This window comes from Rothia aerolata (assembly GCF_014635585.1).
GTDB classification, from domain to species: Bacteria; Actinomycetota; Actinomycetes; order Actinomycetales; family Micrococcaceae; genus Rothia; species Rothia aerolata.
Genome location: NZ_BMDC01000002.1, coordinates 75,171 through 96,536, shown reverse-complemented (window position 1 = coordinate 96,536; position 21,366 = coordinate 75,171). Strand labels below are relative to the sequence as shown.

The 21,366-nt window shown below is 58.3% G+C and carries 19 protein-coding genes; 5 read left to right on the top strand and 14 right to left on the bottom strand.

The window, feature by feature from the left end; all coding sequences use genetic code 11:
• Nucleotides 1–21 precede the first annotated feature (21 nt).
• From IEV00_RS06640 to sdhC, 10 genes are all read right to left on the bottom strand, one after another.
• Nucleotides 22–432: a cytidine deaminase gene (locus tag IEV00_RS06640; RefSeq protein WP_229723119.1), complete on the bottom strand. Its 411-nt coding sequence runs from the start codon at nucleotides 430–432 to the stop codon at nucleotides 22–24.
• A gap of 3 nt (nucleotides 433–435) precedes the next feature.
• Entirely contained in the window at nucleotides 436–1,719 is a 1,284-nt protein-coding gene (locus IEV00_RS06635) for an ABC transporter permease (protein WP_188359575.1), read from the bottom strand.
• 2 nt (nucleotides 1,720–1,721) lie between these two features.
• A complete protein-coding gene (locus IEV00_RS06630; RefSeq protein ID WP_373868234.1) occupies nucleotides 1,722–3,041 on the bottom strand; it encodes an ABC transporter permease in 1,320 nt (439 codons plus the stop codon).
• Nucleotides 3,038–4,639, bottom strand: coding sequence for an ABC transporter ATP-binding protein (locus IEV00_RS06625; protein ID WP_188359574.1), 1,602 nt, complete (start codon nucleotides 4,637–4,639; stop codon nucleotides 3,038–3,040). The genes IEV00_RS06630 and IEV00_RS06625 overlap by 4 nt, the downstream gene beginning before the upstream one ends.
• Before the next feature lie 116 nt (nucleotides 4,640–4,755).
• Complete coding sequence (locus IEV00_RS06620) at nucleotides 4,756–5,850, bottom strand: BMP family lipoprotein (RefSeq protein WP_188359573.1); 1,095 nt, start codon at nucleotides 5,848–5,850, stop codon at nucleotides 4,756–4,758.
• Nucleotides 5,851–6,001: 151 nt separating this feature from the next.
• A complete protein-coding gene (locus IEV00_RS06615; protein WP_373868236.1) occupies nucleotides 6,002–7,210 on the bottom strand; it encodes an amidohydrolase in 1,209 nt (402 codons plus the stop codon).
• A 191-nt stretch (nucleotides 7,211–7,401) separates the two neighbouring features.
• A complete protein-coding gene (locus IEV00_RS06610) occupies nucleotides 7,402–8,187 on the bottom strand; it encodes a succinate dehydrogenase iron-sulfur subunit (RefSeq protein WP_188359571.1) in 786 nt (261 codons plus the stop codon).
• Between the two features lies 1 nt (nucleotide 8,188).
• On the bottom strand, nucleotides 8,189–9,952 hold the full coding sequence (gene sdhA / locus IEV00_RS06605; protein ID WP_188359570.1) for a succinate dehydrogenase flavoprotein subunit: 1,764 nt from the start codon (nucleotides 9,950–9,952) through the stop codon (nucleotides 8,189–8,191).
• 38 nt (nucleotides 9,953–9,990) lie between these two features.
• Nucleotides 9,991–10,476 carry a succinate dehydrogenase hydrophobic membrane anchor subunit gene (locus tag IEV00_RS06600; RefSeq protein WP_188359569.1) on the bottom strand — a complete coding sequence of 162 codons (486 nt, stop codon included), beginning with the start codon at nucleotides 10,474–10,476 and terminating at the stop codon, nucleotides 9,991–9,993.
• A 6-nt stretch (nucleotides 10,477–10,482) separates the two neighbouring features.
• Nucleotides 10,483–10,860 carry a succinate dehydrogenase, cytochrome b556 subunit gene (sdhC, locus tag IEV00_RS06595; RefSeq protein ID WP_188359568.1) on the bottom strand — a complete coding sequence of 126 codons (378 nt, stop codon included), beginning with the start codon at nucleotides 10,858–10,860 and terminating at the stop codon, nucleotides 10,483–10,485.
• 315 nt (nucleotides 10,861–11,175) lie between these two features.
• Here sdhC and IEV00_RS06590 point away from each other — a divergent pair, with 315 nt between their 5' ends.
• Together IEV00_RS06590 and IEV00_RS06585 are read left to right on the top strand one after the other, a co-directional pair.
• Nucleotides 11,176–12,285 carry a mannose-1-phosphate guanylyltransferase gene (locus IEV00_RS06590; protein WP_188359567.1) on the top strand — a complete coding sequence of 370 codons (1,110 nt, stop codon included), beginning with the start codon at nucleotides 11,176–11,178 and terminating at the stop codon, nucleotides 12,283–12,285.
• A 441-nt stretch (nucleotides 12,286–12,726) separates the two neighbouring features.
• The gene (locus IEV00_RS06585) at nucleotides 12,727–14,061 is read left to right on the top strand and encodes a hypothetical protein (protein ID WP_188359566.1); all 1,335 of its coding nucleotides are present in this window, start codon (nucleotides 12,727–12,729) and stop codon (nucleotides 14,059–14,061) included.
• Here the strand turns inward: IEV00_RS06585 and IEV00_RS06580 are convergent.
• Genes IEV00_RS06580 through IEV00_RS06570 form a run of 3 tightly spaced genes read right to left on the bottom strand, consistent with a single transcriptional unit; the run spans nucleotide 14,058 to nucleotide 16,128 of the window.
• Nucleotides 14,058–14,597 (bottom strand): 2'-5' RNA ligase family protein, encoded by a 540-nt coding sequence (locus IEV00_RS06580; RefSeq protein WP_188359565.1) that lies wholly within the window; start codon nucleotides 14,595–14,597, stop codon nucleotides 14,058–14,060. The two genes, IEV00_RS06585 and IEV00_RS06580, sit on opposite strands and share 4 nt — an antisense overlap.
• Before the next feature lie 9 nt (nucleotides 14,598–14,606).
• Nucleotides 14,607–15,665, bottom strand: coding sequence for a tryptophan--tRNA ligase (gene trpS, locus IEV00_RS06575; RefSeq protein WP_373868233.1), 1,059 nt, complete (start codon nucleotides 15,663–15,665; stop codon nucleotides 14,607–14,609).
• Nucleotides 15,666–15,675: 10 nt separating this feature from the next.
• Nucleotides 15,676–16,128 carry a hypothetical protein gene (locus tag IEV00_RS06570; protein ID WP_188359563.1) on the bottom strand — a complete coding sequence of 151 codons (453 nt, stop codon included), beginning with the start codon at nucleotides 16,126–16,128 and terminating at the stop codon, nucleotides 15,676–15,678.
• Nucleotides 16,129–16,238: 110 nt separating this feature from the next.
• Between IEV00_RS06570 and IEV00_RS06565 the strand changes: the two genes are divergently transcribed.
• On the top strand, nucleotides 16,239–16,961 hold the full coding sequence (locus tag IEV00_RS06565) for a GntR family transcriptional regulator (protein ID WP_188359562.1): 723 nt from the start codon (nucleotides 16,239–16,241) through the stop codon (nucleotides 16,959–16,961).
• A 16-nt stretch (nucleotides 16,962–16,977) separates the two neighbouring features.
• On the opposite strand, the gene IEV00_RS06560 is transcribed toward IEV00_RS06565, so the two are convergent.
• A complete protein-coding gene (locus IEV00_RS06560) occupies nucleotides 16,978–18,660 on the bottom strand; it encodes a VWA domain-containing protein (protein WP_188359561.1) in 1,683 nt (560 codons plus the stop codon).
• Between the two features lie 270 nt (nucleotides 18,661–18,930).
• On the opposite strand from IEV00_RS06560, the gene glyA reads away from it, so the two are divergent.
• Together glyA and IEV00_RS06550 are read left to right on the top strand one after the other, a co-directional pair.
• The gene (glyA, locus tag IEV00_RS06555; protein ID WP_188359560.1) at nucleotides 18,931–20,211 is read left to right on the top strand and encodes a serine hydroxymethyltransferase; all 1,281 of its coding nucleotides are present in this window, start codon (nucleotides 18,931–18,933) and stop codon (nucleotides 20,209–20,211) included.
• A 2-nt stretch (nucleotides 20,212–20,213) separates the two neighbouring features.
• Complete coding sequence (locus IEV00_RS06550) at nucleotides 20,214–21,092, top strand: bifunctional methylenetetrahydrofolate dehydrogenase/methenyltetrahydrofolate cyclohydrolase (RefSeq protein ID WP_188359559.1); 879 nt, start codon at nucleotides 20,214–20,216, stop codon at nucleotides 21,090–21,092.
• The last annotated feature ends 274 nt before the right edge of the window (nucleotides 21,093–21,366 follow it).

Sequence of the window (21,366 nt, the reverse complement as noted above, 5' to 3'; positions counted from 1 at the left end):
AAAGGTCGCGCTCCACCGACCTTACGCAAGCCGCTCGGGCCCAAAGGCATCGGGCAGCATCTCTTCAATGGTTCGAATTCCGCTGGTGGACTGCAGGAGCATACCGGGCACGCTGTGCTCAAAGAGGAGCTGCCGGCACCTGCCGCAGGGCATGAGCGCCTTCTTGTTTTTATCCACGCAGGCAAAGGCCACCAGCTTGCCGCCGCCACCCATAATCAGATCTGAAACCAGGGAACACTCGGCGCAGAGGGTAATGCCCAGCGAGGCATTTTCGATGTTGGCTCCGCGCACGATTCTTCCGTCGGTGGTCAGGGCGGCGGCGCCCACCGGGTAGCGGGAGTAGGGCGAATAGGATTTCTCCATCGCCTCCCCCGCTACCTCGGTGAGCTGCTGCCAGTCAATATCAGCGCGGTTGGGGTGCATCTGCTGCATGGGCTAGCCCTTGATGTAGGGCTTGCCGGACGCCGCGGGGCCGCGGGAACGGCCCACCAGGCCGGCCACTGCCAGGATAGTGACGACGTAGGGCAGCATCGCCAGTAGCTCGGTGGGAATGGTGGTACCCAGGCCCGAGAGCACGAACTGCATCTGGAGCGAGAAGCCGAAGAGCAGCGAGGCCATGAGCGCACCCAGGGGCTTCCAGCGGCCGAAGATGAGCGCCGCCAGGGCGATGTAGCCCTGGCCCGAGGTCATGTCGGCGTTGAAGGTGGAAACCGAAACCAGGGTGAAGAAAGCACCACCCATACCCGCAACAGCACCCGCCATGAGCACGTTGGAGAAACGCAGGCGGTTGACGTTCACACCCAGGGTATCGGCTGCCTTGGGGTGCTCACCCACAGCGCGGGTACGCAGGCCCCACTTGGACTTGTTGAGAGCAAACCAAATCAGGCCCACCACAATGTACATGAGGTAGATCAGCACCGACTGGTTGAAGAGAACCGGGCCCACCACGGGAATCTGCGAGAGAACCGGAATCTCAAAGCCGGGCAGCTTGGGAGCTGAGTTCAGCTCTGCGGGGTTGGCCTGCAAGATACGGGTAAAGAAGAAGCCAGTCAGACCGGAAACCAGCACGTTGACCACAACGCCCACAATGGTCTGATCGACCAGGTACTTGATGGAGAAGGTTGCCAGAATCAGCGAAACCAGCACGCCGCCAATCATGGCTGCCAGCAGGCCTGCCCAGGGGCTATCGGTCATCGAGCCCACCAGCACGGCGGAGAAGGCCCCGAAGAGCAACTGGCCCTCAATGGCAATGTTGACCACACCGGAGCGCTCACAGAGCAGACCACCCATGGAACCAAAGATCATGGGAATCGACAGTGCAAGGGCGCCGGAGAGAATCGAGACCAGAGAAACGTTGGAGGAGCTTGCCGAGCCAATGGCCCACACCAGAATTCCGGAGATAAAGAAGAACCAGAAAACGACGTTGAGTATCAGCGGCATCTTCTTACCCCGGTTCATCAACACCAGGGAGAAGAGGGCAAGGGCAATCATGACGACGGCGGCCACCCAGCCGTAGGCTACGGCGGGTATTTGCAGGTTGGGAATATCGGCCCAGCGAATACCGTCGCCCAGGCGGAAAGTCACCTGTTTCGCGGGAGCGCGGAAGCCCAGAAGAATGAGGGAGATCACCGCAATCACCGAAAGAATCGTGGGATTCTTCCAGTTCTTTACGATCTCGGTTTTTTCTTCGCGGGGAGTATCAAGAACTGCGGTACTCACGTTTACTTTGCCTCCACTGCTTTCTGAGATGCTTTTTTCTTCGCCGACTTCTTCCGCGGCTTGGCCGGATCAGGCAGCCGGAAGATTGCACGAACCAGCGGGGGTGCAGCGATGAAGAGAACGATCAGGGCCTGAACCACCAGCACCAGGTCGATGGGGGTTCCGGTTGATACCTGCATGTTGGTACCGCCCGCGCGGAAGGCACCGTAGAGCAGGGCCGCGAAGAAGGTACCCCAGGGTGTAGAGCGGCCCAGCAGAGCCACGGTAATTGCGTCGAAGCCGAAGCTAGCCGCAACGCCGGTGTTGAGAACCTTCTCGGTACCGGAAACCTGCAGGGCACCGGCCAGACCCGCCAGGGCGCCGGCAATCGACATCACCAGAATATAACCGGCTGAAACCGAGATACCGGCGTTCTTTGCCGCACCCGGATTAGCGCCCACGGCCCGCAGGCGGAAACCGATAGTGGAGCGGTTGAGTAGCCAGGAGACAAAGAAGACGGCGGCCAGCGCCAGCACGAAGCCCCAGTGCAGACGGAAGGGGGTGCCATCGCCGAAGATCCGCGGGAAAATCGCGTTGTCCTCAAAAATCGGAGAAATCGGGTTGGTGTTACCGGGGCGCTGGAGCGAGTTCTTCAGCAGGTACTGCAACAGGTAGACGGCGATGTAGTTGAGCATGATCGACAGGATCACCTCGTGGGCGCCGGTCTTGGCCTTAAGCAGGCCCACCAGGCCACCCCAGATTGCGCCACCGAGCAGGCCACCGATAATAATCAGTAGCAGGGTCACCACCAGCGGAAAGTTGAAGTTAATAGCTACGAAGGTGGCAAAGATAGCGCCCAGAATAATCTGGCCCTGTGCACCGATGTTAAAGAGGCCGGTGCGGAAGGCAATCGCCACCGCCAGGCCAGCCAGAATCAGCGGAATTGAAACGGTCAGGGTTTCAAAGAGCGGGTTAATCTGGCGAACAAAGGTATTGGCTTCAAAGTTGAAGATGGAACCCTGGAAGAGGGCAACGTAAGCCTCAGACGCCGCGCGCCATCCGTAAATCAGGGTGTCGCTGGGACGGGCAAAGAAATACTGAGAGGCCTGCTGGGTCTTGGAATCGGTGACGGCGATGAGCAGGCCGCCCACGATAAAGGCGGCGATCATTGCGCCGATGGAAAGGCCCACACCACCGCCGAGAATACGGGTAGCCAGTGAAGGCCGGTACTGCTCCCCCATCTGCGGATTGGGGTTATCTTTGGTCTTCTGCTCAGCAGTGCCCAGGGCGGTAGCTGAGGCGGCTAGACCTTCTTGAGCCTGCAGAGTCTCTTCTACACTCACCGGTTTTCTCCTTCTGCCCAGGGCAGGTTGTTCTCGGACTGTTCTACGGTTGCCGCACCGGTGCCAACATCAGAACCGAAATCGGCTGAGGCCAGCGCTTCCTCATAGGTTGCTCCCGCCATCATCTGGCCCAGCACACCGCGGGGAGTATCTGCCGGGGCAATACCCATGAGCTCGCCGTGGAAGAAGACAGCAATGCGGTCGGCCAGGGCATAGACCTCGTCCAGCTCGGTCGAAACGATGATGACCGGAACGCCCTTATCGCGCTCGGCAACAATCCGCTTGTGGATGAACTCAATCGAACCGACGTCCACACCGCGGGTGGGCTGGGAGGCAACAAAAAGTTTCAAGTCGCGGGTCAGCTCGCGCGCCACCACAATCTTCTGCTGGTTACCGCCGGAGAGCGTAGCGGCGGCGTCATTCTTATGCCCCACGCGAATGTCAAACTCCTCAATCGCGCGGTCGGCGTTCTTGCTGATTGCCGAGCGGTTCAGGGTTGCGGCTCGGGAGAACTCCTTGCGGTCAAAAAGGTCAAGAATCAGGTTCTCTGAGATAGAGAAGGAGCCCACCAGGCCGTCGGTGGAGCGGTCTTCGGGCACAAAGCCCACACCGGCGCGCAGAATCTGTTTGGTGGACTTGCCCATCAGCTCGGTCTCTCCCAGCTTCAGCGAGCCGGTTGCCTTGGGTTGCAGGCCGATAATCGCCTCGGTCAGCTCGGTCTGGCCGTTGCCCTGCACGCCCGCCACCGCAAGAATTTCTCCGCCGTGCACAGTAAAGTTCACGTTCTTCAGCAGGGGCACACCGTTGGGCGCTACCAGGGAGAGGTCCTTGACCTCAAAGGTATCGCTGTTGGTGTGGGCTTCTTCCTTGTCAACCACCAGCTGCACGTTCTTGCCCACCATCATGGTGGCCAGCTCGTTGGTGGAGACGGTGGGGTCTGCCTTGCCCACCACCTTACCGCGGCGAATCACGGTAATATCATTAGAAATTGCCCGCACCTCACGCAGCTTGTGGGAGATGAAGAGCAGGGACTTGCCATCCTGGCGCAGCTGATCCATGATTCCCAAAAGCTGGTCAGTCTCGCTGGGGGTCAGCACGGCGGTGGGCTCATCCAGGATCAAGACCTCAGCGTCTCTCACCAGGGCTTTAATAATCTCTACGCGCTGCTGCACGCCCACCGGAAGATCCTCGACCACAGCATCGGGGTCTACCTCAAACCCGTACTGGTCTGAAATTTCGCGAATCTTCTTGCGGGTGGTTGCCAGATCCAGGCTCACGCCCTTGGTAGCCTCTGAGCCGAGCGCAACGTTTTCCGCCACGGTAAAGACGGGAACCAGCATAAAGTGCTGGTGCACCATGCCAATACCGGCATTCATCGCATCGGAGGGGCCGTTGAAGGTAACAGGCTGATCGTCAATGAGAATCTCACCCTCGGTGGGTTCGTAGAGACCGTAGACGACGTTCATCAGCGTAGACTTACCCGCGCCGTTCTCACCCAGCAGGGTGTGAACCGTGCCCGGCTCAACCACTAGATCAATAGAATCGTTCGCGGTGAAGTCACCAAATTTCTTGGTCACGCCTCGCAGTTCGAGTTTCATCGGTGTGCTTTCTTCTGCCGAAATAAAAATTCTCGTATCAGAGCGTACCAAAGCGGCCCGAACCGGTGATTCACCGTAGGTTCGAGCCGCCTTGATATGGTGCTCACACTTAGACGTTAGTTAGTAGGCTGACCTTCAGTTTCAACGGTAATCTTACCGGAGATGATGTCTTCCTTAATGGTGTTCAGCTCAGACTTGGTTTCGTCTGAAACCTGGTCTTCGAAGTTGTGGAAGGGGGCCAGGCCCACGCCGTCATTTTCCAGGGTGCCGATGTACTTCTCGGAGGTGAAGTTGCCGTCCATATCGTCCTTGATAGTGGACTCCACGGCCTCCTTCATCTTCTTCTGCACCGAGGTCAGAATAATGTCCTGGTAGTCGGGGTTGGTCTCATAACCGTCAGCGTCAACCCAAACTACAGAAGCGGGCTGGTCGGAGTTCTTAGTGTTGTGCTCCTTGACAGCCTCCAGGGTGCCAGCGCCCACGGGGCCTGCCACGGGCATGATGATGTCAGCGCCCTGATCCAGGAAGTTCTGGGTGTTGGTCTTGCCCTTGGTCTGGTCGGAGAAGTCACCGGTGAAGGTACCGGTCTGCTTTTCGGTGTCCCAGCCCAGAACCTCAACGTTGGCGTTCTTCTGCTCGTTGTAGTACTCAACGCCCTGGGCAAAGCCGTCCATAAAGATGGTCACGGTGGGCATCTGTGCGCCACCGTAGGTTGCCACCTTGCCGGTCTTGGTCTGGGCTGCTGCTACGTAACCTGCCTGGAAAGCTGCCTGGGCGGTGTCGTAGACAATGGGGCGAACGTTATCTGCCTCGATTGAGCCGTCGTCCACAATGGCAAAGTGAACGTCGGGGTTCTCAGCCGCTACTTGCTTGGTGGTATCAGCCAGGGCGAAGCCAACGGTGATGATGGAATTGCAGCCCTGCTGCACCATGGAGGTGACGTTGGAGTTGTACTGGTCTGCGCCGTTCGATTCAGCATCCTTGATGGTAATGCCGTAGTCCTCTTCAGCGGCCTTCAGGCCGTTGTAGGAGTTCTCGTTAAAGGACTTATCGTCGAAGCCGCCCTCGTCAGAAACGATGCAGGACATGTAGTCGGAGTTCTCAGCGTTATCAGATGCTGATTCCTCGGGAGCAGCACCGCAGCCTGCCAGAAGCAGGGCTGAGATACCCAGAAGTGAACCGGTTGCTGCAAAGCGTGAGCGAGTAGCCATTGGAGCTATCCCTTCGTGTGTGTACAGAAGTTTCGAGCGACCTTAAATAAGCAGACTGATGCTGTTACCGAGCGGTAACCTGTCTTCGAAACCGTGTTTTGAGATACGCGACTCATTCTACTGTGTCCCACGCGAAAAAACCGGATATCCCCTACCCATAATTGCTGGAAGAGCGAAACTGTTCTGCCGACAGGCGCGCGGTTTCCCAGCGCACAGCCCGCAGGGCGGCAGTGGCCATCACCGCCACACCAAAGCCGATAGCGCGCTCGTCCGGGGCATAATCCCCCTGGTGGATATCGTAGACGGGCCCTCCCGGGGTGTGGGTGCCCAGCCGTATCATGGTGCCGGGTACCTCCTGGAGCATCCAGGCAAAGTCCTCTCCGCCCATAGACTGCTCCACCAGCACAATTGAATCCTCCCCCAGCTCCTGGCGGGCAGCGTTTTCAACCATAGCTGTCTCATCTTCGGTATTGACCACCGGCGGAACACCGCGAATATGCTCCACCTCTACCTCCACACCGTAGGGGGCGGCGACCTGCTCAATCACCTGGTCAAGAATTTCACCGGCCCGATACCAGGCATCGGCGTCCAGGCAGCGCATGGTTCCCGCCATAAAGCCCTCAGAGGGAATAGCGTTGGGGGCAACCCCCGCCTCAATCTGGCCCCAGGCCACCAAAATACCCGAGCGCACATCCACCAGACGAGACAGCACCGCGGGAACGTTAATGGCAATCTGGCTCATGGCATAGATGAGGTCTTCGGTCAGGTGCGGGCGGGAGGTGTGCCCGCCGTGGCCGCGCAGTTTAATCTTGATGGTGTCAGAGGCAGAGGTAATCGCCCCGATACGGGTACCGATCTTGCCCACCTCAACCTTGGGCTCGCAGTGCAGGGCAAAGGCGCGCGGAATCCCATGGAGCACGCCCTGGGAAATCACCTGGACGGCGCCGCCGGGCAGCTGCTCTTCCGCCGGCTGGAAGATAATCCGCACGGTGCGGGAAAGCGGCATCTCGGCATCAATCTCGTGCAGGGCCAGGGCAACTCCGAGCATCACGGTCTGGTGAATATCGTGGCCGCAGGCGTGCATAACGCCGGGGTTCTGGGAGGCGTAGGGCAGACCGGTCTGCTCAAGAATCGGCAGGGCATCAATATCGGCCCGCAGAGCAACCGCAAAGGGCCCCCTACCCAGATCCACATAACAGCCGGTGCCTTCAAGGAGTACCGGGTTCATACCCGCCTCGCGCAGACGGTGATAGATACGCTGAGTAGTTTGGTGTTCTACAAAGCTCAGCTCCGGGTTCTGGTGAACTTCCCGGCGGAAATCAATAAGCTCGGGGAGGATCTTTTGGATCCGGGGGCCCATAACCGGGCCTTTAGAATCGAGCAGGGTTGCAAGAGATGGATGAGCCATGCTTTCTAATGTAGCGCGATTATAGAGGCCGGGTAAAAAATCAGTGGCTATTACGCATCGGCTACATTGTTACCGTTTATGACATAGACGGGCCCGGCTCCCCTATCGAGAGAGCCGGGCCCGGTGTAACCGTGTGCTCTTACTTAGAAAGCGCGAGCAACAATTGCCTGCTTGACCTCAGCGATTGCCTTGGTGATCTGAATACCACGGGGGCAAGCCTCGGTGCAGTTGAAGGTGGTGCGGCAGCGCCAAACACCTTCCTTGTCGTTGAGAATCTCCAGTCGCATATCGCCGGCGTCATCGCGGGAGTCGAAGATGAAGCGGTGCGCGTTGACGATTGCTGCCGGACCGAAGTACTGGCCGTCGGTCCAGAAGACCGGGCAGGAAGAGGTGCATGCTGCGCAGAGAATGCACTTGGTGGTGTCGTCAAAACGCTCGCGGTCTTCAACCGACTGGTAGCGCTCGCGCTCAGGCTCGTGACCATCGTTGACCAAGAAGGGCATGATTTCGCGGTAAGCCTGGAAGAAAGGCTCCATATCCACAATCAAGTCCTTCTCACAGGGCAGACCCTTAATGGGCTCAATGGTAATGGGCTTGGAGAGGTCAAGATCCTTCAGCAGGGTCTTGCAGGCCAGGCGGTTACGGCCGTTAATGCGCATAGCGTCTGAGCCACAGACACCGTGGGCGCAGGAACGGCGGAAAGACAGCGAGCCGTCAATCTCCCACTTGACCTTGTGCAGAATATCCAGCACTCGGTCGGTACCGTACATCTGCACCTTGAACTCATCCCAGTGAGCCTCTTCAGAGAGCTCAGGGTTGTAGCGGCGGATCTGAACGGTCACATCGAAGGTCTTAATACCTTCAGCGCCGCCCTTCTCAGAGGCAATCTCAACCTTTGATTCTGGTTCGCGTGCTTCAAAATCAGCCATTTTAGTACTTACGCTCCATCGGTTCGTAGCGGGTAAAGACCACGGGCTTGGTGTCAAAACGCATACCCGAGATACCCTCGAATTCTGATTCTGCGTCCATGTAAACCATGGAGTGCTTCATGAAGTTTTCGTCATCGCGGTTGGGGAAATCCTCGCGGAAGTGACCACCGCGAGATTCCTGGCGGTGCAGGGCGGCAACAGACATCACCTTGGCCAGCTGCAGCAGGAAGCCCAGCTCCATTGCCTCAAGCAAGTCGAGATTGAAGCGCTTGCCCTTGTCCTGAACAGAGATGTTCTCGTAGCGAGCCTCGAGCTTCTCGATGGTTGCAATGGCGTTGCGGATGGTCTCTTCGGTGCGGAAGACCTGCATGTCGGCGTCCATGACCTCCTGCAGTTCCTTGCGGATCTCGCCCACCTTCTCGGTGCCCTGGCCGTCGAGCAGCTTGTTCAGAGCGGCAACGGTGGCGTCAGCGGCGTCGTCGGGAATGGGCAGGAAGTCCGCAGTGGCGGCGTACTCGGAGGCAAAGATGCCCGCGCGCTTACCGAAGACGTTGATGTCCAGCAGAGAGTTGGTGCCCAGGCGGTTTGAACCGTGAACGGAAACGCAGGCTACCTCGCCCGCTGCGTAGAGGCCGGGGATGGTCTCTTCAGAGTTGGCGTAGACCTCAGCCTTGATGTTGGTGGGAATACCACCCATCGCGTAGTGGGCGGTGGGGAACACCGGCACGGGCTCGGTGTAGGGCTCAACACCCAGGTAGGTGCGGGCGAACTCGGTAATATCGGGCAGCTTGGCGTCGATATGTGCCGGTTCCAGGTGGGTCAGATCAAGCAGAACGTAGTCCTTGTTGGGGCCACAGCCGCGACCCTCGCGCACCTCATTGGCCATAGAACGAGCCACGATATCGCGCGGTGCCAGGTCTTTAATGGTGGGTGCGTAACGCTCCATGAAGCGCTCACCCTCGGAGTTACGGAGAATACCGCCCTCACCGCGGGCAGCCTCGGAAACCAGAATACCCAGGCCAGCCAGACCGGTCGGGTGGAACTGAACGAACTCCATGTCTTCCAGCGGAATACCGTTGCGCAGGGCGATTGCCATGCCGTCGCCGGTCAGGGTATGTGCGTTGGAGGTGGTCTTGAAAATCTTGCCACAACCGCCGGAGGCGAAGATAACCGACTTGGCCTGGAAGACGTGCACATCGCCGGTGGCCAGGTCGTAGGTGACGACGCCGGCGGGACGACGCACGCCGTTTTCGTCTTCGACCATCACCAGATCGAGCACGTAGTACTCGTTGAAGAACTCAACGTTGTGCTTGACGCAGTTCTGGTAGAGGGTCTGCAGAATCATGTGGCCGGTGCGGTCTGCTGCATAGCAGGCGCGGCGCACGGGAGCCTTACCGTGATCACGGGTGTGGCCACCGAAACGGCGCTGGTCGATACGACCCTCGGGGGTACGGTTGAAGGGCAGACCCATGCGCTCCAAATCGAGCACCGCGTCAATGGCTTCCTTGGCCATAACCTCAGCGGCGTCCTGGTCTACCAGGTAGTCGCCACCCTTAATGGTGTCAAAGGTGTGCCACTCCCAGTTATCTTCCTCAACGTTAGCCAGTGCCGCGCACATACCACCCTGAGCCGCACCGGTGTGGGAACGGGTGGGGTAGAGCTTGGAGATAACAGCGGTTCGCGCACGCTGGCCAGCCTCGATAGCTGCGCGCATGCCGGCGCCACCAGCGCCGATAATCACTACATCGTACTTATGTACCTGCATTGAATAATGCTCTTTTCTAAATTTTGTTCAGTGGCTAATTACGGAGCGGGGCAGAAGGATGCCAGCAGGCTGGGATCAGCGTTGGGCGGGCAGGGATCGAAGGTGAAGATCACCAGGGTGCCCACCAGCAGGATGAAAGCTGATGCCAGGTAAAGAATGGTCTTCAGAGTAACGCGGGTGCGATCTTTCTCTGCGTAGTCCATGATGATGGTGCGAATACCGTTGGTACCGTGCAGCATAGCCAGCCACAGCAGCAGCAGGTCCCAGACCTGCCAGAAGGGGTTGGCCAGCTTTCCACCCACGAAGCCGAAGTCGATAGCGTGTACACCACCGGGCTGCATCAGGTTCACAAAAAGGTGACCGAAAATCAGCACCACCAGCAGAACGCCGGAGAAGCGCATGAAGAGCCAGGCGTACATCTCGGAGTTGTTGCGCTTGGAGGAGGAACGGTTGTACTTCACACCGTTGACAGTGGTGTCTTTGCTACGGGGAACAGAGACCTTTGCTTTAAGAGGAGTAGCCATGATCTATTAGCCTCCGAAGACATTCATGAAGTGGCGGATAACGAACGGTACCATCACAACAACCCAAAGAATCAGAACAGCCCAGAGCATCTTAATCTGGTTCTTTGCGCCGTCTTTCCAGAAGTCCACCAGAATAATGCGAATGCCGTTGAAAGCGTGGTAGACGATTGCCGCTACCAGCACGGCCTCGCCCAAGCCCATGATGGGGTTCTTGTAGACTTCCATGACTGCGTTGTATGCCTCGGGCGACACGCGCACCATTGCGGTGTCAAGCACATGCACCAGCAGGAAGAAGAAAATTGCGATACCGGTAATACGATGAGCAACCCAAGACCACATGCCGTGACGGCCGCGATAGAGGGTGCCCTTTGAGTTACTAGGCACTGAATGACCTCCCTGAATAGCTGACCCGGTGAGCACCTTATTTTCAGGGGCATCACAGCACCGAACTCAGCCTTGAAAAAGTTTCCAACTAAAGAAAAAGAGTACCAGGTTACACTGACCTTTACTGACAGAGCGTAGTTAAGCGCAAGCCCCTAAAACCGGCTTAATTAGGGAAAATTTTTGTACCCAAATCGGCTTCTTTGCCGATATTATGCGGAGCTTTAAAAGACCCCTGCTTCAGAACGTGACGAGCGTCTGAGATTATTTAAGAAAACTTTTCCAATTTATGACGCAAAAATCGGTATTCTATTACAGATGAAAACAGCACTAGAACGGTTTTACCCGTTGATTCCGGCGGGCGGAGTCGGCTCCCGCCTCTGGCCACTCTCACGGGCGAACGCACCCAAGTTTTTGCTCGACCTCACCGACAACGGCTCCTCACTACTGCGCCAGACCTATGACCGCCTGATTGATTTAGCCAGCGGTTCCGTGATGGTTGTGACCGGTGAAGCTCACGCCAACGCGGTAACCCAGCAGATCAGTGAGCTGCGCGGCTCCGACCTGGTACTTGAGCCCTCTCCGCGGGATTCCGCCGCAGCGATTGGGTTAGCCTGCGCTATTTTGCACCGCCGCGACCCCGAGGCGATTATCGGTTCCTTCGCAGCGGATCATGTGATTGACCCGGTAGATGAATTTCAGAAAGTGGTGCGCGAAGCGGTGGAGACCGCCGCCACCGGCAAAATCGTTACCATCGGAATCACCCCCACCGAGCCCTCCACCGCCTTTGGCTACATCAAGGCTGGGGAAAGCCTCGGTATTGAGGCGGCTCCCTCCGCCCTGGCGGTTGAGTCTTTCGTGGAAAAGCCCGATGCCCGCACCGCTGCCGACTACGTTGCCAGTGGTGACTTTACCTGGAACGCCGGCATGTTCGTTGCCCCCGCCGAGCTCATGCTCCAGCACCTCCAGGCCAAAGAACCCAAGCTCTACGAGGGCATTATGAAAATCGCCGACTCCTGGGACACCCCCAACCGCGACGACGTCATGCATTCCATCTGGCCCACCCTGCCTAAAACCGCCATTGACTACGCAGTGGCTGAGCCAGCGGCAGCCGCCGGCGATGTGGCGATGGTGCCCGGTTCATTTACCTGGGACGACGTGGGAGATTTTGACGCCGTTGCGCGGCTCGACCAGGAAAAGTCGGGCAAGACAGTGACCATTCTGGGTGAAAAGGCCAACGTGATGCTCGAAGATTCCTCGGGAATCGTGGTGGCGAACAGCAACCGGCAGATTTCTGTGATTGGCATGGACGGGGTGGTGGTGGTTGACACCGAGGACGCCCTGCTGGTGACCACCCGCGAGAATGCCCAGCTGGTCAAAAATACCGTGAGCAGCCTCAAGGAACTGGATCTCACCGAGCTCCTCTAGGTCCCGCTTTCAACCCGCTCCCCCGAAGCTACGGAGGGGCGGGTTTTTGTGTGCCCAAAATCCGGATATGAGGCAAATCTGCGCCCCACCCGGGTGTCAGTACACCTGTGTTCCCTGGGTACACATCTAGATGTGTACCCAGGGAACACAGGTGTACTTTTGGTCTCTCAACCGGGCTTTGCGTGTGCCTTTGGTCTACCCGCAGGAATCTAGGTGTACCGAGAGCTTGTTTCAGCTCAAAATCCAGGCATGGCCCATATCGCAGGTGCTGGATTTTTGGGTGGTAAAGCGTTGAGGCTAGCTTGTGGGGCCAGTTGCCTTGTCTTTGCTGAAGAGTGGGGCTGCGGAGGACACAGATTTGTCCTATAGCCCGTTTTTGTACCCCAATTCCCTACCTATCTTAATTATGCAAATGATTCTCATTTAGGTTATGGTGGAAAAATGGATATAAGACACCGTTTTCTCTCCTCAGCAGCCCTGCTCTCTGCCGCCTCCCTCGCCCTGGTCGGGTGCAGTGCGGCAAACAACAGCTCAAGCAACGAAAGCTCCCCGGCAGCTTCGACCTCAGCTTCAGCTGAAGCCGCCCCCATCAAAGAGGGAAGCACCCTCTCCTCCCGCATCGCGCTGACCTATGACGGCGGCGTCATGACCGTAGACGCCCGCAAAATGGAACTCATCAACACCGTTGAAAAAGAGGGCTTCTTGCGCCTCAACCCCGCCGGGGATAACCGACACATGACCATTGCCGACGGTTCCAGCTACAGCGTGATGGACATGGGTGTTTGGGAGCAGCCCCACGGCGACCACAACCACATTTACACCACCGAACCCACCCTCTCTCAGCTGACTTTCGATGCCGACCACACCGGCCACGTCATCAACGATTTTGGCCGTACCGCCATGTTTGCTGACGGCACCGGTAGCTTTGAAATCTTTGACCCTCTCAAGCTGACCGGCGAGGATTCCCATACCGCCACCGAGCTGGAGACCAGCTCCGTCAACCTGCCCGAGCCCCACCACGGTTTTGCCATTCCGCTGGAGAATGACGAGTACCTTGTTGCGGTGGGCAATGAGGACGAGCGCTCCGGTGCAGCTGTGGTGGATGCCGAGGGTAAAACCGTGACCGAGAACGACCAGTGCCCCGGGATTCACGGTGAGGCGATTGCAGCCGACGGCGCAATTACCATCGGCTGTGAAAACGGAACTCTCATCTATCAGAACGGTGAGTTCACCAAGGTAGATTCTGAAGAGGACTACGCACGCTTGGGCAACCAGGCAGGCGACCCCGATTCTCCGGTGGTGCTGGCCGACTACAAGACAGACAAGGATGCCGAGCTAGAGCGCCCCGAGCAGTTCTCCCTCATTGACACCGCCCAGAAGTCCATTCAGAAGGTTCAGCTTCCCGAGGGTGTCTCCTACACCTTCCGCTCCCTGGCCCGCGGCCCCGAGGGTGAGGCCCTGCTACTGACCACCGACGGTAAGCTGCGCTTCTACGACCAGAACACCGGCGAAGAACTGGGCAATATCGACCTCATGGATCAGTGGGAGGAGTCAGAGGTCTGGCAGGAGCCCCGCCCGGCAATCTGGGTTGATGACGACGTCGCCTACGTGACCGATCCCAGCCAGAAGAAGCTCATCGGCGTATCGCTGAAAAACATTGCCTCCGATGAAGCAGAAGTCTTTGGCGAGCTCGACCTACCCGAGACCCCCAACGAAATCAACGGCGTTACGGGTAAGGCACCCGAAGGTGCCGAAGAGTCCCACACCGACCACTAAACCAGTTCAAGCATTCTGAGAAAATTCCACCGCTGCCCGTCGAAGCAGGATACTCTCAACCGTTCCACGGTGAAAGAGGCCAGCTCGGCGGGTAGCTCTTTAAAATCTTCCAGAGATTGTTCAAGGGCCGCCGAGGAAAGGTTATGTCCCAGGGTCACGTGGGGCACATAGTCAAAGGGGGTGGCAGAAGGCCCGAGGTAGTTCTGGCACAGCTGGTGTAGCCGTGTCAGGTGGCTCGCCCCCTGTCTAATCGTCAGGAAAGAGACGGGGCTGACGGGTAAGAAGGTGGACGGCGCTCCCAGGCTAATCTGCACCGGCCCCAGGGCGGCGGCGTCCTGCTGAAGGCGCGGCCACACCGAAGCATCACAGCCCGCCTCAGCCCCCACGAAAACCGTTACATGGCCGTGAGTAGCAGTGGGGTATGCCCCCTGGTTCAGCTGCCAGCTACGAATTCGCCCACCCAGCGCAGGCGGAAGATCAGCGACTACACTGACGTAGCGCTGCCCCTGCACAAGAGTGGGCGAATTGCCAATCATGGAACTATTCTAGAGCTCAACCGGCTGCTGAAAGCCCACTGCCTCGTAGACGTTCTTGAGGGTCACCGAAGCGATCTCGCGGGCTTTGGCGGCACCGGTTGCCAGAAGACGGTCAAGTTCGGCGGGGTCTTCAAGAAGCTCGAGGGCGCGCTGGCGAATGGGCGCAAGCTGCTCGGTGGCTAGCTCAGCCAAATCAACCTTGAGGTGGCCGTACATCTTGCCCTCGTAACGGGCCACAATCTCGTCAATGCTCTCCCCGCTCAGCGCCGAGTAGATAGTCAGCAGGTTAGAGACGCCGGGCTTGGCCTCGCGGTCAAAAGCAATCACAGAACCGTCGTCGGTCACCGCAGACTTAATCTTCTTGGCGGTCTTCTTGGGCTCGTCCAGCAACCAGATAATGCCCTTGTCAGTCTCGGCCGACTTACTCATCTTTGAGGTGGGGTTCTGCAGGTCGTAGATCTTGGCGGAGTCCTTCATAATCTTGCCCTCGGGCACAATGAAGGTGGTGCCAAAGCGCGAGTTGAAGCGCTGGGCGAGGTTACGGGTCAGCTCCAGGTGCTGGCGCTGGTCTTCGCCCACCGGAACCTGGTCTGCCTGATAAATCAGGATGTCGGCTGCCATGAGAATGGGGTAGGTAAAGAGGCCCACCGAGGCGGAATCCACGCCGTTCTTGGCAGACTTATCTTTGAACTGGGTCATACGAGATGCTTCACCAAAACCGGTAATGCAGTTGAGAACCCAGGCCAGCTGCGCGTGCTCGGGAACCTGGGACTGGGCGAAGAGGGGCGAAACCTCGGGGTCAATGCCAGCAGCAATGTACTGGGCAGCAGCTACCCGGGTTCGCTTCTGCATCTCAGCGGGATCCTGAGGAACAGTAATCGCATGCATATCGGGAATAAAGAACATCGACTCGGAGTCTTCGTTCTGCATATTCACCCAGTTGCGCACCGCACCGATGTAGTTACCCAGATGCAACGAATCAGCCGAGGGCTGGGCCCCAGAGAAAACCCGGGGCACACCGGCGGAGGCGTTAGGAATCAGGCTACGGTCAATCTTTTCTTCTGCCACAATAAATCCTTTAGTTCTTTGCTTCTTTGACCATGCCCATGCCATTGGCGGCGGTGGTCTTAATGGTGTCGATAGCGCGGTCAATCATGCCCTCGGCGTCATCACCGGGAGTAGCGCGCTGCTCTTCAATCACCTTGGTCTGTACCTGAATAATCTGAAAGCTGTGTGCCAGCTTGTCGTCCAGCATAGAATCTTCTTCAGCGCGGCGGCTACGAGCCAGCTCTTCAAAACGCTGTTGAGACGACTTAGCCTGGCGGTTGACCAGGCTCGCCAGGTAGACGGCCACGCCCAGCCAGGCGAGGATGATACCGGCAACGATCCAGCCCAAAACGGACTCTTCGGAGCGAGCAGAAATAATCGCAACGATAAAGAGGGCCAAAAGAATGATGCCGCCCAAAGCAGCACCGGTGATGGCCATAGTGGTGGTCTGGGACTTTGACTTCTGTGAACCGGTAGATTGCATAGGCACCATTATGCCAAAGGTAGTCGGCTGCTCCCCCACTGGGCCTGTGCTTGTTACTTCACACAGACCCTCTCGGCGAGCCGAAAAACCCGCTGGCGTATGATTCTTTTATGACCGATGAGACCGCAACCACACGAACCCCCAAGTATGTGCAGCTAGCCCAGCACCTCTACGACACGATGATATCGGTCGGCCAGCCCCACGAGCTTCTACCCACCGAGCGGGATTTACAGCAGGCCCACGGGGTGAGCCGCGATACCGTGCGGCGAGCAATAGCCCTCTTGAGCCAGAAACAGCTGGTCTATAACGTTCAGGGGTCGGGCACCTACATCGCTGCGCAAAACTCTACAGTCAAAAGCCCCTCACTGGTCTCCTTCACCGAAGATATTGAAGCCCGCGGAATGACGCCGGCCACCACCACGCTCTCCTGCCATATGGTGCCTGCCCCCACGGCTGCCCAGCGCGACCTCGGTTTAGAAGCCGACTCCAAGGTTATTAAAATTGTCAGGCTCCGCTGGGCCAACGGTGCCCCCATCGCTTTAGAGACCGCCCACTTTATTCCCGAAGCCTTCTCCCGGGTCGAGCCCGAGTTCTCCACCTCCCTGGACTCTCAGCTTGCCAGTAGCGGCTATCGGATTGAACGGGCCACCCAGCGTATCAGCGCCACCAACCTCACCGCCGCAGAGGCAGAGCAGCTTGCTCTGCCCCAGGGCGCAGCGGCACTGGTGGTGGAGAGGGTCGGCTTCACCCGGGCTGGACAGGCCATTGAAACCACCAGGGCCCTCTATCGCGCTGACCGCTACGACTTCGAACTTGACCTCGCCCGCCCCTAGACGCGGCGGCGGCGTCCTAAGACTTCGCCTCATCAGGCGAAACTGACAGCGCCTGCTGGAAAATCTTTTGAATATCCTCCGCCGACGAGGCCGAGTAGGCCTCCCCGCCAATCTGCGGAGCTAACGCCTCAAGGGCCTGCATATTGGCATCTTGAGAAATTCCAATCAACACAAAATAGACCGGATTCTCAGGATCCTGCTCCCGCTGAATCGCCTCGATGAGTTCGTCAGTGGGATAGTCGGACTGGTCGGTATTCTCACCGTCAGTCAGCACCACCACGGTGTTGGTAGAGTCTGCCTCATAGTTCTCTTTAACTTCTCGGAAGGCAGCGAGCAGGGTGTCATTGAGACCGGTCAGCGAATCAGGGTAGGGCTTAATGGCCTGGGCCTTTTCAAGAATCAAATCCCGCTGGGTGGTTCCGTTGACATCGGTTTCAAGATTCCGAATAGGAACAATCTCTCGATAGTCGGTCTTCTGGCCGTCTTCCTCCCCAATATCGTAGGCGAAGCTCCACACGCCAAGCGAGTCTCGGGCAGGGAAAAGCTGGGCGCCCGCCAGCACAGACTCTAGGGTGACATCCATGCGAGTCTTCCCCTCATTGCCCAGCTCCCAGCCCATAGAACTTGAGGAATCGATAGCCACCAGGGCGTTCAGCGGCGCCGACTGAATCAGGTAAGACCTCCAGGTGCTAGAGACCACCGACGGGTCGGTCTCGTTCAGGGTCTTGACCTTCACCGCGGGCGAGTCGGCCAGCTCATTACCCTCGGAAGTGCGTAGGCCTACCTGTTCCAGGGCTTCTTTGCCTTCCTGACTAGCAACAAAAGACGAAATCTTATCGGCGGCCTGACCGATGGTGTGGTTGGTACCGCTGCCCACGGTGGGCTGATACATGGGATAGTTCAGCTCGGTAGTACCAGAATCAGGAACCTGGGCGGTGAGCTGAGAGTCAGGATTATCCTGCTTATAACGCACAAAATCAGCCTCGGTGGCGATGGTAGAGGCAATCTTTCCCTCTTCAACGCTCCTCATCCCCTCTTGCGCCGTCTGAGCAGGCGAATCTACCCCGATGGTCTGAGCCCGCAGGCCTGTGGCAGAGGTCAGCTCATTGGGTTTAGTCTCACCGTCGCTGACCTCAACCGAAGCGTTCATGAGGGATGCGAAAGCCCCCGAATCTGCCCGAGGGTCGCCCATCGCCACATTGGCGTTATCGGCCAAAACCTTGTTCCAGGTGGGGTAGTTAGTCTCTTCTGAAGAAACAATCACAGCTGGCGACTTGGCCAAAGAGTCAGACTTAGTCACCATATCGGCCTTACCAGCCAGCGCCAGCTCCGCCCGAGTCGTGGAATCGGGAATCCACAGGTTAGGGGCAGACTTGCCCTTGATAATCTGGGTCGCAACATCATTGGCAGAAGAATTGTGCGAGACCGCTAGGGTAATGCAGTCATCGGGATCCACCGGAATCTGCTCCAGCACCTTCGCCATAGCATCGGTGGTTGCCACGGTCACCCGTTGGGTGGTGGTACAAGAACTCGGTATAGCCTGAGGATTCGCGGTATGAGAGTCAGGCGAGCTAAGACTGTAGGCTAGAATTCCGCCGCTGAGCAAAACTATTCCGGCACCGCCAAGAGCTGCCCAGGTGCGGTTGTTCTTCTTTCGCTGGGCTTCGCGTGCTTCGCGGCGCGATTGAGCATTCCCCATAAGTTGCCCTTTCACGCTGAAGTGTGAATGCGCCGAGGCGCAGTATTTTCTGGTGTTAGTTGCAAACCCGCGTTTCCCCTCGCACGTTTACGGCTTCAGTCTAGCAAGACTTAGCAGGAGCTTCTTTAAAACATCAGGGACTCTGCGAGTAATTCTGTGGTGTATGGGTAGAGCTCACCTAAAATCGAGAAGAGGACTGGTCTCCACCGAGCAGAATCTTCGCGCGAAAAATTCTCACGCGCTATACATTGACAACCGAAAGGACGTTGCATGACCAACGTACAGTCAGTTTTCAACCTGCCTCTTGCCGAGGTTGATCCCGAGGTTGCTGAAGCGATTAACAAAGAACAGCATCGCCAGCAGAACACCCTGGAAATGATTGCCTCCGAGAACTTCGTTCCGCGGGCGGTTCTTGAGTCCCAGGGGTCAGTTTTGACCAACAAATACGCTGAAGGCTACCCGGGACGACGCTACTACGGCGGTTGCGAGTACGTTGACATTGTTGAGACCCTCGCTATCGAACGCGCCAAGCAGGTCTTCGGCGCTGAGCACGCCAACGTTCAGCCGCATTCCGGCGCCCAGGCAAACACCGCCGTTATGCAGGCCCTTCTCCAGCCCGGCGACACCCTCATGGGCCTCTCCCTGGCCCACGGCGGCCACCTCACCCACGGCATGAAGCTCAATGTCTCCGGCAAGCTCTACAACATCGTTGCCTACGGTGTAGACGAAGAAACCGGCCGCGTAGATATGGAAGAAGTGCGCAAGCTGGCGCAGGAGCACAAGCCCAAGGTGATTATCGCCGGTTGGTCGGCCTACACTCGCCAGCTCGACTTTGCCGCCTTCCGCGAGGTAGCCGACGAGGTCGGTGCCTACCTCTGGGTTGATATGGCCCACTTTGCCGGTCTGGTAGCGGCAGGTCTGCACCCCAACCCGGTGCCCCACGCTGATGTTGTTTCATCCACCGTGCACAAGACCATCGGTGGCCCCCGCTCCGGCTTCATTCTCTGCAAGGAAGAGCTCAAGAAGAAGATTGATTCGGCAGTCTTCCCCGGCCAGCAGGGCGGCCCCCTCATGCACGTGATCGCAGCTAAGGCAACCGCTTTCAAGATTGCCGGCTCCGAAGAGTTCAAGGATCGCCAGAAGCGCACCCTCGAGGGCGCCCAGATTATCGCCGAGCGCCTAACCCAGAAGGACGTCGCTGAGGCGGGCGTGAAGCTTATCTCCGGCGGTACCGAGGTACATCTGGTGCTGGTTGATTTGGTCAATTCTGAGCTCAACGGTAAGGAAGCCGAAGACCTGCTGCATGAGGCAGGCATTACCGTCAACCGCAACGCCGTGCCCAACGACCCTCGCCCGCCCATGGTGACCTCCGGCCTGCGCATCGGCACCCCGGCCCTGGCCACCCGCGGTTTTGACGCCGAGGCTTTCACCGAGGTTGCAGACATTATTGCCGAGACCCTCAAGCCCGGTGTGGACGTCGCCTCCCAGCGCAAGCGCGTAACCGCCCTGTGCGAGAAGTTCCCCCTCTACTCCGGTATTGAGGAGTGGTAAGCATGCCGCAGATTCTCGACGGCAAGGCGACCGCAGCCCAGATTAAAAGCGAGCTGGCCGAGCGTATCGCGGCGCTGAAGGAAAAGGGAATCACCCCCGGTCTGGGTACCGTGCTGGTGGGCGATGACCCCGCCTCCCACTCCTACGTGGCTGGCAAGCACCGCGACTGTGCCGAGGTAGGCATTGCCTCCATCAAGGTGGAGCTGCCCGAGTCCACCACCCAGGAGGAGCTCGAGGCTGAAATTGAGAAGCTTAACAATGACCCTGCCTGCACCGGCTACATTGTGCAGCTTCCCCTGCCCAAGCACATTGATACCAACCGTATTCTCGAGCTGATCGACCCCGACAAGGACGCCGACGGCCTTCACCCCACCAACCTGGGTCGCCTGGTGCTTAACGCCGGCGGAGACATTGACTCTCCCCTGCCCTGCACCCCCAACGGCGTCATTGAGCTCATCACCCGCCACGGGCTGGACCTCAACGGCAAAACCGTGGCTGTCTTCGGTCGCGGCGTAACCGTGGGCCGCCCCCTGGGGTTGCTCTTGACCCGCAAGAACGTCAACGCCACCCCCACCCTGGTGCACACCGGTACTGCCGATGTTGCCGGGGCTCTGCGCGCAGCCGACGTGATTGTTGCCGCCGTGGGCCAGCCCCACATTGTGACCGCAGATATGGTCAAGGACGGCGCTATTCTGCTGGACGTGGGAGTCTCCCGTATCGAAGACCCCGAGACCGGTAAGAAGAAGCTCACCGGCGACATTAGCCCCGAGGCTGCCGAGAAGGCGTCCTGGGTCTCGCCCAATCCCGGCGGAGTGGGCCCGATGACCCGCGCTATGCTGCTGGTCAACGTGGTGCAGGCTGCCGAGCGTGCCGCTGCCTAGGTAATGCGGAGTTAGTTCAGTACACCTTTATTCCTGAGGGAAAAGTTCGGTACACAGGGAGAGCCCCAGTACACATATAGATGTGTACTGGGGCTCTCCCTGTGTACCGAAGTGTTGAGCTCGAGATATGGGGACGGCGCGGTGGTAGCTGGCACCGGTTAGCAGGCACGGGGAGCCTCAACGCGCCGTATGGACTGAAGCACCGCCCCAAGCCCCTCGGGCTTGCGGCGGCGTTGAGGGAATCAGGCGCTAGAGGCTTCCCGTGGTTGACCCC

Bases quoted from the DNA above. Each gene is read 5' to 3' on its own strand.
- IEV00_RS06640 (WP_229723119.1), bottom strand. From the start codon at position 432: ATGCAGCAGATGCACCCCAACCGCGCTGATATTGACTGGCAGCAGCTC.
- IEV00_RS06625 (WP_188359574.1), bottom strand. From the start codon at position 4,639: ATGAAACTCGAACTGCGAGGCGTGACCAAGAAATTTGGTGACTTCACC.
- IEV00_RS06620 (WP_188359573.1), bottom strand. From the start codon at position 5,850: ATGGCTACTCGCTCACGCTTTGCAGCAACCGGTTCACTTCTGGGTATC.
- IEV00_RS06615 (WP_373868236.1), bottom strand. From the start codon at position 7,210: ATGGGCCCCCGGATCCAAAAGATCCTCCCCGAGCTTATTGATTTCCGC.
- IEV00_RS06610 (WP_188359571.1), bottom strand. From the start codon at position 8,187: ATGGCTGATTTTGAAGCACGCGAACCAGAATCAAAGGTTGAGATTGCC.
- sdhA (WP_188359570.1), bottom strand. From the start codon at position 9,952: ATGCAGGTACATAAGTACGATGTAGTGATTATCGGCGCTGGTGGCGCC.
- IEV00_RS06600 (WP_188359569.1), bottom strand. From the start codon at position 10,476: ATGGCTACTCCTCTTAAAGCAAAGGTCTCTGTTCCCCGTAGCAAAGAC.
- IEV00_RS06590 (WP_188359567.1), top strand. From the start codon at position 11,176: ATGAAAACAGCACTAGAACGGTTTTACCCGTTGATTCCGGCGGGCGGA.
- IEV00_RS06585 (WP_188359566.1), top strand. From the start codon at position 12,727: ATGGATATAAGACACCGTTTTCTCTCCTCAGCAGCCCTGCTCTCTGCC.
- IEV00_RS06580 (WP_188359565.1), bottom strand. From the start codon at position 14,597: ATGATTGGCAATTCGCCCACTCTTGTGCAGGGGCAGCGCTACGTCAGT.
- IEV00_RS06570 (WP_188359563.1), bottom strand. From the start codon at position 16,128: ATGCAATCTACCGGTTCACAGAAGTCAAAGTCCCAGACCACCACTATG.
- IEV00_RS06565 (WP_188359562.1), top strand. From the start codon at position 16,239: ATGACCGATGAGACCGCAACCACACGAACCCCCAAGTATGTGCAGCTA.
- IEV00_RS06560 (WP_188359561.1), bottom strand. From the start codon at position 18,660: ATGGGGAATGCTCAATCGCGCCGCGAAGCACGCGAAGCCCAGCGAAAG.
- glyA (WP_188359560.1), top strand. From the start codon at position 18,931: ATGACCAACGTACAGTCAGTTTTCAACCTGCCTCTTGCCGAGGTTGAT.
- IEV00_RS06550 (WP_188359559.1), top strand. From the start codon at position 20,214: ATGCCGCAGATTCTCGACGGCAAGGCGACCGCAGCCCAGATTAAAAGC.